At 44.1% G+C, this 12,794-nt stretch carries 7 protein-coding genes; 2 read left to right on the forward strand and 5 right to left on the reverse strand.

Annotated elements, in window-relative coordinates:
* Positions 1-29 precede the first annotated feature (29 nt).
* The 3 genes from MHI14_RS15550 to MHI14_RS15560 are packed head-to-tail and all read right to left on the reverse strand — an operon-like array spanning position 30 to position 6,374.
* Entirely contained in the window at positions 30-4,487 is a 4,458-nt protein-coding gene (locus tag MHI14_RS15550; RefSeq protein ID WP_341130714.1) for a carbohydrate binding domain-containing protein, read from the reverse strand.
* A gap of 42 nt (positions 4,488-4,529) precedes the next feature.
* Complete coding sequence (locus tag MHI14_RS15555; RefSeq protein WP_076210648.1) at positions 4,530-5,408, reverse strand: carbohydrate ABC transporter permease; 879 nt, start codon at positions 5,406-5,408, stop codon at positions 4,530-4,532.
* Between the two features lie 15 nt (positions 5,409-5,423).
* Positions 5,424-6,374 (reverse strand): ABC transporter permease, encoded by a 951-nt coding sequence (locus MHI14_RS15560; protein WP_091018939.1) that lies wholly within the window; start codon positions 6,372-6,374, stop codon positions 5,424-5,426.
* Positions 6,375-6,520: 146 nt separating this feature from the next.
* Here MHI14_RS15560 and MHI14_RS15565 point away from each other — a divergent pair, with 146 nt between their 5' ends.
* Both MHI14_RS15565 and MHI14_RS15570 read left to right on the forward strand, forming a co-directional pair.
* Positions 6,521-8,230, forward strand: a complete 1,710-nt coding sequence (locus MHI14_RS15565; protein WP_341130715.1) for a sensor histidine kinase — start codon at positions 6,521-6,523, stop codon at positions 8,228-8,230.
* An 11-nt stretch (positions 8,231-8,241) separates the two neighbouring features.
* Positions 8,242-9,882 carry a response regulator gene (locus tag MHI14_RS15570; RefSeq protein ID WP_017688357.1) on the forward strand — a complete coding sequence of 547 codons (1,641 nt, stop codon included), beginning with the start codon at positions 8,242-8,244 and terminating at the stop codon, positions 9,880-9,882.
* Positions 9,883-10,037: 155 nt separating this feature from the next.
* Here the strand turns inward: MHI14_RS15570 and MHI14_RS15575 are convergent, their stop codons facing one another.
* On the reverse strand, positions 10,038-11,684 hold the full coding sequence (locus MHI14_RS15575; protein WP_445253372.1) for an extracellular solute-binding protein: 1,647 nt from the start codon (positions 11,682-11,684) through the stop codon (positions 10,038-10,040).
* Between the two features lie 226 nt (positions 11,685-11,910).
* Positions 11,911-12,624, reverse strand: coding sequence for a beta-glucanase (bglS, locus tag MHI14_RS15580; RefSeq protein ID WP_221821745.1), 714 nt, complete (start codon positions 12,622-12,624; stop codon positions 11,911-11,913).
* Positions 12,625-12,794 lie beyond the last annotated feature (170 nt).

Raw genomic sequence — 12,794 nt, forward strand, 5'->3', positions numbered from 1 at the left:
ATTCTTCATTTATTGAGAGAATTCAGAAGCTAATTGGCAGGACCCAGATTAATCAAGCTGACCTCGGATAATGAGACGGTTGTGTTGCCATCTTGCACACCATCAATGTTACCCAGATCAAATGAAATTCGAGTATTCGCATAACTGGCTTCTGTTGCATCAAATGTAAAACTGAACTCCTGTTCTTCTGGAGTCAAATCAACTCGTGCCCCAAAGAAACCATGCCATTCATAGTTGGCAGCTGCGTCGACCCATCCAATTCCCAATCCCACTTTTCTGGACTTCTCCGCTTTGGCTTTAAACGTCAATTTGTATTTAAAACCTTGCTGTATGCCAAATCCTTCATTGATGACTTGACGATCCCATGCATTCTGTCCTGCATTACCAATCTTGGCATGAAGCTGTTGATTGCTAACTTGCATCTCAAGGTCCGCTGCATTACCGTCCGCATGGGTAAACCAGCCTTCCTTACCTTTGGAGAAGTCTCCATTGGAAATAAGATTAACATGAGCTGGTTGCCCTCCTTGATCTGCATTCGGATTAACTTCATATAACTGAATGTTATGGATGTTAATCGCGTGTTCACCTGTAGATAGTGGATATCCTAATCCAAATGCAAGCATAGCTGCCGAATCTAAGGTATCTCCCATGGTGAAGGTATAACTATACGACTTTTGATCTGCGGTTAATTCCACTTCTTCTTCAAAATACTTCACAAAATCCCCTGCATTCTGAGAAAGAACCGCTTGCATGGATTTAGGACTTGAAGCAGATGCCTCGAAGGTAAGTCGGTATGATTTATTTGCATCCAGTTTGATCTGACCTTGTTGCAACAAAGCATCCCACCAATGTTCACTTGTACCTGGCAAGTTGATCGTTAATCCTTCGCCCTCGTCATGTGAAGCTGTCAGATGATCAGGAATCAGCTCCCAATGATTCAGATCCGTTGCAAGCTGGCTGTTCTGAACTTTGTTTCGTGAAATATCCACCCAGCGTGTATTATAATCTGCTCCTTCAAAATTCACATAATAGGATTTGCCTGCTGCCAAGTTGACCCCTGGGAAATACACGGTTTTGTATGTTTGCCATCCCCCCGTGTCTCCCAGACTCAGTTCGGATTGAGCAACGATTGTCCCTTGTTCATCCTGAATACTGAACCGTACCTCAGAATCACTTTTCCCACTAGCCATTCGGGCAGACAGAACATATTCTCCCTCTTGGGCTACATCGATTTTATATTGCAGCAGATCTCCCTGATCCATGTAACTGACATGTTTTCCACCTTCTGCGGAGTCCTCCAGTTGTAAGCCCTGCATCTCCCAGGCTTCGGTTGCAGGGACATGTGCGTAGCCATTCACCAAAAGAGGTTTTCCGCGTTTTGTCAGTCGAACATTGTCTACATATACCTTACCTTCTGAACTGCCGAATAACAGTTTTAGCTCGGACTGGGCTATGGAGGTCCCATCTCCAATAACAATCTCTCCAGTATATGTCTTCATTTCTTGGCCCAAGGAAAGGTTTTTCCCCTGATGAATCTGCACGGAATGTCCATTGCTGCTGACCAGATCAATATCCATACTTCGCGGAGTATCTGCCTTGGCTTCTAAGGAGAAGCCGTACGTTGTATTCGCTTCCAGCTTCAACTCCGGCTGGTTCACAGACACCTGCTGTGGCTCACCATTCGTTTGAGTAACATCAACAACGAGTTGGCGTTCCATAATTGGGAATTTCAAAAAGTTGTTTACGCTGATCTGAGCCTTTGCACCTTCTTGAATGCTGCTTGACCAGAATCCCAGACGTTCTTTACCTTGATCAAACGTTCCATTGTAAATGAAGTTGCCATCAGGTAACGCGTTGCGTTCAACCGTTAGCGGATCAGCCTCACCCACCTCGATCAGCCTGACATTGGCAAACCAAACGCTTGTATCATCCAGCCCCAGATTAAATTCAAATCTGGCATTGTTATCCGATCCATCCCGCATATTGAAGGTATAGTCATAGGATTGCCAATCCGTCGTGAGTGCAAAGGTGTTATCACCGGAATAATTCGTCCAGTTTTTTTCATATTGATTCACTTTGGACATGATTGTACGGTTAGCAGATGCCTTCGCATCAAATTGTATCTTGTACTTTTTGTTTTTCTTGATGTACATCGGCATCTGAGTCAGTTGAACCGAGTAGTTTTCAGTACCCGATGCATCAATGGTAACTTCTGCTGCTTTCCCTTTCTGCTCATCCGTTACAACTTTGACACTGCCAGCTCCATCAGCATTTGTAATGAATTTCCACTGAAGAGGCACTCCATTGTCTGCAGACCCTTCCGAAAAACGATCATTGTAGATTTGATTGCCATCGGCTTGTAGTTCCCGCTGTTGCGCAGGCTCGATGGGATTTGTTGTTACATCAGGCCATGTGTCTAGATTTTTGTAAGAATATACACGCACAAAATCAACATTCATCTTTTCGGAAGTGAAGTTGCTTTCAGGTGAGCCCGGCCAGTCTCCGCCAACCGCCAGATTCAGAATCAGATAGAATGGACGATCAAATGGTGCAGGGAACGTATAATACTCGGGTTGACCCGCGGCCTTCGTTTGCCAGTTAGTCACTTCATGATGCAGTTTACCGTCTACATAGAAACGAATCATACCCGGCAACCATTCCACCTGGAAATCATGATAATCGTCAGCAAACGTTTCTCCCTTCGGAAGAGTAAGGCTTCCCTGATCGTGTCCATGGGAGCCGTCAGGCTTCACACTGTCATAATGCAATGTGCTATATACCTTGTTATTACTCTCTTTGCCACCAATTAGCTCCATAATATCGATTTCTCCAGAGGCAGGCCATCCACCATAATGTACTTCATCTGTTGGCATCATCCATATGGCAGGCCACATGCCTTTTTCAATAGGAAGCTTCGCACGTACAACTACTTTACCGTAGGTCCAGTCGCCCTTTCCCATGGAGATCAGTTTGCCTGAGCTGTAATCTTTACCGTTTTTCTCTCCTTTTTTCGCTTCAATCTGCAGTACACTTCGATTCTGATCTTTCGTAATCCGAGTGTTGTCCGGGCTGTAATATTGCATTTCATTGTTATAAACGAGTCCTGTATCCTGCACGGTCCATTTGGAAGAATCAATCGAAGGCCCGTTAAACTCATCATTCCAGACCAGCTCCCATTGATCATGCGGAATCGTTGTAGCAGGAACCGGTTTTTCACCCGCAGGATTGCTTGGTGTCGATGGGTTCGATGGTGTCTGCCCTCCTGGAGTAGATTGCGTTGGCGTGTTTGCCGCACTTGTTGAACCCCCAGGCTGTGACGATGCAGGTTGCTGAACTTCCCCTGTCATGGATGTACGCAGACCTTGTTTTGCTTTCTCTCCATTAATAACAACATCATTCGCATCAACACTTAATTGTTGGATCGTACCTTTGCTATCCACTCGGGTCTGGTTCGCACCTGCGAGAATATTCATGGTATCAATCAGACTATTAGAGGAGATATCCAGAATGGATTGTTGCATGACAACGATCTCCTGAATAGTACTTTCTTCCGTGATGGCAACTCTAACGGGTTCCCCACGTTTGTCAACGACTACTCGATTCAGCTTGGAGTTGCTAATGTCGATGGAATGACTGCCCCCGCCTTTAATAATGACACTTCCTGTAACTGTTACGCCCTGAAGAACAACAGATCCCTCACCAATGCCTTCTGCCAGCAGCAGATTTCCATTAACAATCATATTTTTTAACGTGACATCCGTTGAATTAATAATCAAGTTGCCATCTACCCGGGACTCATAAATACCAGGAGCACTTTTCACATCTGCAATCATCGCCGACAACATTGTCGCCGTCTCTGCTCGTGTAATCGGGGATTTGGGATTTAATTTCCCCTGAAAACCTTTGATGATGTTCTCGTTCACTAGATAGGTAAGCGCTTTCTTTGCATAGCTGGAAATATCATCTGCATCCTGAAATTTCAATTGTTCACTATCTTCATCTGTAGCCGCTGAAAGTTGAAAAGCTCGATCTACCATAACCGCTGCATCTTGGCGTGTAATCGGTTGTTGCGGTGACAGATGTTCACGGTCTGTTCCTTCGATGATGCCAGTACCATTCGCTCGTACCATCACGTCATAGTACCAATCGTCTGAAGTCATATCCGCATATGAGCCAGTCGCAGCATTACCGGTGAAACCAAACGCCCGATCCAGAATCATCACGAATTCAGCTCGGCTAATGACCTGATTGGGCTTAAATGTGCCGTCCGTATAACCTTTCAATAGATTCAAGTCCTGTATATGTGTAACTGCGGATTGTGACCAATGCCCGGTAAGGTCATTATAGGGAACAGAGGAGTGCAGGCTTTTCGCCTGCACATTTCCTACCTCCACTTGATTCTGTACACTTTCTGCCCCAGCAGTTGCTGGATAAACGAGGGTAGCCATTAAACTCCATGCCACCATACATGCCAATCCTCTTCTCATCTTACTTCCTCCCTCAGCTCGGTTATCCTTGCGTTGCATAGCCTATTCTTTGACTGCTCCAATAACAATTCCCTTTACGAAGAAACGTTGTAAAAACGGGTATACCATCAAAATTGGAAGTGCACCAATAAAGATCTGTGCTGCGCGTACGGTTCGCTGCGAGATATTCTCCAACATGGAAGGATCGACGTTGATTTTGCTGAGATCTTGCTGAACGATAATGGTCTGTAACAGAGAAGCAAGTGGATAATTTTTAATATCAGACATATAGATCATGCCGTCGAACCAGGAGTTCCACTGATACACCATCGTAAATAAGGACAAGGTTGCGATCGCTGGAAGCGATAGTGGTACGTAAACCAGGATCAATGTTTTGATATGACCTGCTCCATCCAAATAGGCGGCTTCTTCAAGCTCTTTGGGCAGACCACGGAAGAAGTTCATCATGAGAATAACGTTCCACACGGACAGTGCTCCAGGCAGAATAAGTGCCCAGATGGTATTCATCAAGCCAAGCTTCTGGATCAGGATGTAACTTGGAATCAAACCGCCACTGAACAATATGGTGAAAACAAAGAACCATGTATACAACGAACGACCTTTAAAACTGATATCTTCTTTCGATAACGGAAATGCGGTTATGAGCATGATGACCATACCAATGATCGTTGCAATTACAGTCCTTTTAAGTGATACGATCAAGGAGTTGATGAAGTTTGAATTCCCGAATGTTTTCACATATGCGTCGGTTGTGAACCCGATAGGCCAGAAGGTAACCAGGTTTGATGATGCTGGCGCCATACTGCTGAATGAAACAGCCAATATATGAATAATTGGTAAAATGCAGAGTATCGATAATATCCCAAGAAAAGTATAGTTAGCGATGCTGAATATGCGGTATCCTTTTGTTTTATAATACAAGCCCTTTTCTCCTCTCTAGAAAACTCGATAATTGGCCAGTTTGTAAGCCATTCTGTACGATATAACAATCAAAATGGTAGCTACCACTGATTTGAATAACCCCACTGCTGTCGCGAAGCTCATCTTCCCGTTCAGAATTCCGAGTCGATATACAAAGGTGTCAATGATGTCGCCTTTGTCATACACAAGTGGATTGTACAAGTTGAATACCTGATCAAAACCGGCGTTCAGGATATTGCCGATAGAGAGTGTCATCAGTACGATTGTAATCGGCATTAATGCCGGAATCGTAATGTGCAGCGTCTGTTTAAACCGGTTGGCCCCATCCACCTCGGCAGCCTCGTAAAGTGCAGGATTAATTCCTGAGAGAGAAGCCAGAAATACGATCGTACCAAAACCAAATTCTTTCCACACATCACTGAGGATCAGCGTTATTCGAAACCATGTACCGTCTCCCAGGAAGAAGATCGGTTCTCCTCCAAAGGCTACGACAAGCTGGTTGACCATGCCGCCCTGAGGAGACAGGATATCGAGCAGAATCCCCCCGAGAATAACCCATGATAGGAAATGCGGTAGATACACAAGCGTTTGACTCACTCTCTTGAATGCCGTCAAGCGCACTTCATTGAGCAAAATGGCAAACAGGAATGGAGCGAACAGACCTGCGATGATTTTGAAAAATGCAATGACCAGCGTATTCCAGATCACCTGACCTACGTCCGGATATAAAAATAAATATCGAAAATTATCCCAACCAACCCATTTGGATTCAGAAAATCCCAAGTATGGCTTAAAATCCTGAAAAGCAATTACAATGCCGCCCATCGGTATGTACTGAAACACCAGTGCCAGCAATACGGCTGGAACGAGCATCATATGCAAGGTCCAGTTCCGTTGCATATTCCAGCGCTGTTTAACCCTGGTGGAGCGCCGTTTATGCGGCGTTTCTAACGTATGTTCCTTCACTCCTGCATCCCCCATGTTCTAAATTTTGTATTTTACAAGTCATCGTGAACTTGTATATTAAAATTATAGCAATGGAAATTTGTGATCTATATCCTAATATTGCAACAACGATATCAATATTTTAATAAGATTAAGGAGGTTGGACTTTGTTCACACGCTTGAATGTCTTTACCAAAATTACTCTGTTGTTTGTGATGCTGCTTATTCTGGTGCTGTTTCTTTATACATACTCGAACCGGGAAAGCGTGCGTGTTATCGAACACGAGATTCAGAACAATACGATGAATCATCTCTCAACATTTGCTGATTCAGTAGAATCCAACATTTACCAATTATCGTTGTATGGGATGTCTATTGGGCAAGATTCGAGTATTCAGGAGTATCAACGCCCCGACTACAAGGACATTCCCTATGAACGTGTGAAAGTTGGAAGTGCTATTCTGGAAAAGATGAATCTGTACAACGCAGCAAGCAAATGGCATTCGACCATCACACTATACTTCCCAAGGATGCAAAAAGTGATATCAACGGATTATTATGCTTACATTCCGTACAGGGATGATGAGTTTAAGGAGCCTCTCTCGCAATCCTGGACCTATGCCGACAATCAATTTATCTGGTACACTACCGATCCAACGACAGCGATGGCGAGACCTGGCAAAGCCAGATTGATTACCAAAATCAGTTTTCCAGTTCACCACTTAACTGCACTTCTTAATCAAAACAAATTAAATAATAAAGGTGACCCGTTCATGTTCCATCCCGATTATGGATTAATCAGCAATAGTTCTGGAAAGGAAACCTTGAACGCAATCCTGCCTTCCCTGAAAGAAGCAAAACTGCAGGCCAGCGGTGGATTCAGTACAACGTTGAACAAAACGGAATATTATGTCTCCTACATTCAATCCAAGAGCCTCGGCTGGTATTATGTTGACTATGTGCCTATGCAGCAAATTTTGAAACCGATTACGAGCAGCCGGAATCTCTTCTACGCTTCAATTGCCGTTCTGATCGTGATGAGCGTTGTTGTATTATATACACTCTACCGAAGTGTGCAGCTTCCACTCTTACAGTTAGTGAAAGGGACGAATCGCTTGTCCACCGGGGACTTTTCCGTTCGGCTTCATCATTCTGCACGCAATGAGTTCAGCCTGTTATTTGCACGTTTCAACATCATGGCTCAACGAATTCAAGAATTAATCGAGAATGTATATGAGGAGAAATTACGAAGTCGGGAAGCCACACTCAAACAGTTGCAATCGCAGATTAATCCGCATTTTCTATATAACTGTCTGTTCTATATCAAGAACATGGCCCGAATGAAAAATGAAAAGGCCGTGGTAGCCATGGCACTGAATCTGGGGGAGTATTACCGATACATAACCAGGTCCGAAAAGGATCAAGCCACACTTCGTGAAGAGCTGACGATGGTCAAAAATTATTTGGAAATCCAGTCACTTCGTCTGGAACGAATGCATTTTACAATCGACGTGCCCCATGATATTTTAGATAAAACAGTTCCCAGACTAACCCTTCAGCCTATTATTGAGAACGCTATTATTCATGGTCTGGAGCCCAAATCGGTGGATGGTCAGATTAAAATCTATGCGGACTGCGAGGATGATGTGTACACGATTATCGTGGAGGACAGCGGGCTGGGCATGTCTGAGAAACAGCTTGATCATCTGAGGGATAATCTTCTTAAACCGCTGGATGAGAATATGGGATGTGGTACATGGAATGTCCATCAGCGTTTGTCTTTTCTGTACGGTGAAGGATCTGGACTATCCTATGAACAGTCTTCAATGGGTGGAATTAAAGTTAACATCACATGGCACGACAATACAGACAAGTAGGTGAACGACCCATGCTGCAAATATTACTAGTTGACGATGAACGTTCCGTCGTGGAAACGCTGGCAGAGACCATTCCGTGGGAAAGCTGCGGGATCGGTACAGTTCATGAAGCCTTGTCCGGTGCAGTGGCGCTGGAAATTATGGACAACCACGACATTGACATTGTAATTACGGATATACGTATGCCCGAAATGTCAGGCATTGCACTGATTACAGCGATTCATGAAAAGTGGCCGCATGTGCAGACGATTCTGTTATCAGGTCATGCCGACTTTGAATATGCGAAACAGGCCATTGCACAGGAAAGCTTTGATTACTTGCTGAAACCTGTTAGTGATGAAGATCTCATCGAATCCGTGCAACGTCTTGTTCATCGAATTAAAGAAAAGTGGGAAACCGCAGCATCTCATCAAAGAGCCTTACACGCCTTTCAGGATCATCTGCCATTGCTTCAATCCACGATGCTGCATGAGTTGCTGACTGGAAAAGTCTATGATCAGAAGACGCTGGCAGACAAGCTTGATCTGCTGGAGCTTCCCTACTCCGTAGGAGAAGATCTCGGCATGCTGATTATTCGTATGGAGAAACATCTATCCGATATGGCGCACGGTGACCTGGCCCTAATGGAATATGCGATATGTAATATTATAAGTGAAGTGATGCATAATCATTTTCATATCTGGCATACACGTGACGTGCACGATTACATTGTTGTTCTGGTAAGCATGAAACATTCCACAACGATGAGTTACAGCAGGAGTGAGACACCTCAGACATTGCTTGAACAGTATGCTGCCCAGATTCAAACCAATGTTCAGTTATACCTGAAAGGTGCAATCTCCATTTCCGTCTCCAGTTGGGGGAAGTTTCCCCACGAAATTGGAGAACTCTATGAGCGAACGGTTATGTCCATGCGTAAACGGATGGGTCAGGTGCAAGGTTTGTTTGTCACCGCTTCCGATGAAACGGATGCCAATCCTCTACATACGATCAGGTCACTGTATCAGCCACCAACGTTGATTAGCCTGCTCGAAGCTGGTCGCTTTGAGGATGTGGAACAGAAAATCGAACACATTTTTGAGGAACTGCTGCATTCCAATGAACATCATGATATTGCCGAGTCAACCTTTGAGGTGTATTTTGCTATTGCGGGCGCGTTTGCGTACATCATTCATAAAAATGGCAAACAAATCTCTTCTTTGATTCCAGCAGAGTCCTATCGTTACTTTCAAGCTCCCAGCTATTCCACTGCGCAGCAGCTACAGGACTGGTCGGTGCGTACACTTCATTACATACGAGATGATGCTGAACAAGAGCTTAGAGACAATCACAGCACCATTGTGCGCAGCGTCAAAAGTTTTGTCGACCTTCATCTGGCTGGTGATGTATCACTGCCTGCAATTGCTGACCATGTGCATCTGCATCCAGTGTACTTATCCAAGGTATACAAGGCGGAGACAGGTGAAGCACTTACTGCCTATGTGTACCGGTTAAGAATGGAGAAAGCAGCCTATCATTTGCGAACATCAACCGCCAAAGTGTTTGAGATTGCAGAACTTGTCGGTTACAACAATACCGCATATTTCATTCGAGTTTTCAAGAAATTTTATGATCTTACACCGCAAGAATATCGGGAAAATCTGCCGGTTTAAGAGAGTACACAGACTAGACTTGACGTTCTGGTATCTCTCTGGTTTCCCCTTCTCCATATCAAATACAAAAAGGCATTGCCGGAGATCTTCTCCTGCAATGCCTTTTTGGTGCTTATGTGGCCGCGATGATTCAATTCAGCCAGCCCTGCGTCATCCTATTTTCCGCTTTTCACGGAATCATACCACTCGTTAACTTCTTTCGTAATCTGATCCCCACCTGAAGACTTCCACTTCTCAACAAATGAGTCGAACGCATCAACAGAGGTTTTGCCATATACAATTTGAGAGAAGGTGTCTTTCTCCATCTTTGTCAAAATGTCATTGTTCATCTGCATTGTCATTGAAGGTGCACCGGTAAACATTTGATTGAACACGATATCCTTTTGATCCAAAACAATCTTGGCTGCATCAAGCATAGGTACTGGTACACCTGATTTGATTTTTTTCTCAAACGGTGTAGTTGCTTCTTCACCGCTTGCCAGCTTGGCAAGTGTTGTCATACTTAGATTGGGAATACGCGCTCCATCAAAAGTCAAAGTGTACTTCTCGGGAGCATAACCGCCCGTAAGACTTGCATCGGTTGATGGTTTCCCATCTACCATAACCCAATCGTATCCTTCCGCAAATCCATGCTCAAACTCATCGCCCTCTTTAGGATTTGCATAGTGATCAAAGAGATAGTTCTGATAGGTGAAAAAGGCTTCCGGATTTTTCATGTCTTTGTTAATTAGAACTACGCCATTTCCGTTTGACGTACCATGTCTTCCTGCTTGACCATTTGGACCGGAAGGAATGGGATACGCCTTGTATTCAGCCTCAGGATTGTTTTTCTTCACATCCTCCAGCGGCCAGGATGGCATCCAGTGAGGACCAACCACAATACCTGCTTTTCCGGCAGTAAATTCTTCTGCTGCTTTTGTCTCGTCATACACGCCGGCTTCTTCCGGGATATACCCTTTGCTCATCCAGCTCTGTAATTTGGCCAAAGCCTGTTTTGCACCAGGTGTAACGGAACCGTATTCAAGTTTTCCGTCTGCCGTCAGATTCCATTGGTTTGGCATTGTACCATAAGCGCCAAATACCCATCCAGCTTCTGACATCCATGTGTTCAGCCAGTTCTTGAAGCCAATGGTGAGTCCGTAAGTGTCCTGCTTCCCATTGCCATCCGGATCTTGATTCGTAAACGTTTCCATAATGACTTCAAGATCATCTATAGTTTTAGGTGCTTCCAGATTGAATTTCTTCATCCAGTCTTCGCGGATCCACATGACAGGATCACCATTATAGGAATAGTCCAGAATCGGAATACCGATCTTTTTGCCATCTTGCATGTATGGATACCATACGGAAGGATCTTCGTTTACGGCTGCTTTCCATGTGTCGCTGGCATATTTGTCAAACAACTCACCCGCATCGACAAATTTTCCGGACTCAATCAATTCACGCACCAGATTGAATTCGCCGCGATACGAAATAATGTCGGGCATGTCCGCATTGGAAGCCAGTGACAGGCGCAGTTTCGTCTCAAACGCATTATTGGTAGAAGGAGATATCCACTGGTTTTTCAACTCAATCCCGAGTTTCTCCTTGGCCCATTTTGTATGGACGTTGTTATCCTGATCCTCGCCTGACTTAAACTTCACGTCTGGACCCCATGGTCGTAAATACGTAATGGATACTGGTGGATCATACTTTCCATCTTTGAGCTCCAACGTTGTCGCTGGTGTACTCGATTCTGTTTTCTTGTCGCTCCCGTTACTACACCCACTCAAGGCTGCAGATAGGGCCAATACACCGATCATGACCAAACTGCCTACTCGTCTCTTTTTACTTGTGTCCAACTTCGTTCCCCCAGTCTATGTAATGTTGCTTACAGGTTAATCATAATGAATGTTTGATATTTATGCCCATACTAATATTGCAACATTTATTGCATTAATTTAGGATATTGGATATTGAATACATATATTGAATAAATACAATGCCAGAATATAGAAAAAGCAGCCGCTAACGGCTGCTTCAGTCTGCTTAATTACTCGTATATTTGACCCAATCGTACTCTGCATAGAGCGGATTGGCCCCGTTATAAGGACCGAGCCAGCTATCTACTCCTGTTCCATTCCAGAGGTTCATCATGATTTTTCCGGGTGTTTTAGGAATATTGCTGGTTGCCGTGTGTTTCAGTACACCATCAACATACCATTTGATATGTCCGGGCTGCCAATCAAATGCATACGTATGGAAACCTTGGGATGCATCAAAACCTAGATTGATAATCTTCTCATGATTACCAACTCCATTGGTGTAATAATTAAACTGCACTTTGGTTGTGTCTTTTCCTAAAAATTCGATATCAATCTCATCCCATTGGGTGCCATGTGCAGGGCCTGTGTATGTGAAAAATGAGGAAACTACACCTGTGTTCTTGGCAGGTTTCATACTGACTTCATACAAGCCGTACCCATACGTATTTGTGGTACGATACTCTCCGCAATCAAACTTGTTCTGTGCAGAGCTGGTCAAACCAAGCTTAAGCTTGCCGTCACTTGTGAAATTAACATTGTTAGCCCTCCACGTACAGTTAAACATGCTCCCATTGGAATACCCATCTGCTTTTTGCCACGTACTTGCGTTAAAATAGGTTAGAGGTTCCCAGAAAACATAACCCGCGAAAGCGCTTACTGAAAAAAACAAAGAGATGACACCAGTTACTACCAAAGTATACCAAGACTTCCTCTTCATCATACACCTCCATGAATGATTCCAACATGTACAAGCAGTACAATAATAGATAACGCTTACATGGTTGGTATTTCCATTTTATCTGGAAGTATAGTGGTACACTATAGCAAACTTCAAAGCAGAGATATTCAATTTTTAAGATCCTCGTTCTTGTATCTAATCATGTCATG

It is taken from the genome of Paenibacillus sp. FSL K6-2393, from assembly GCF_038002545.1.
Lineage (GTDB): Bacteria > Bacillota > Bacilli > Paenibacillales > Paenibacillaceae > Paenibacillus.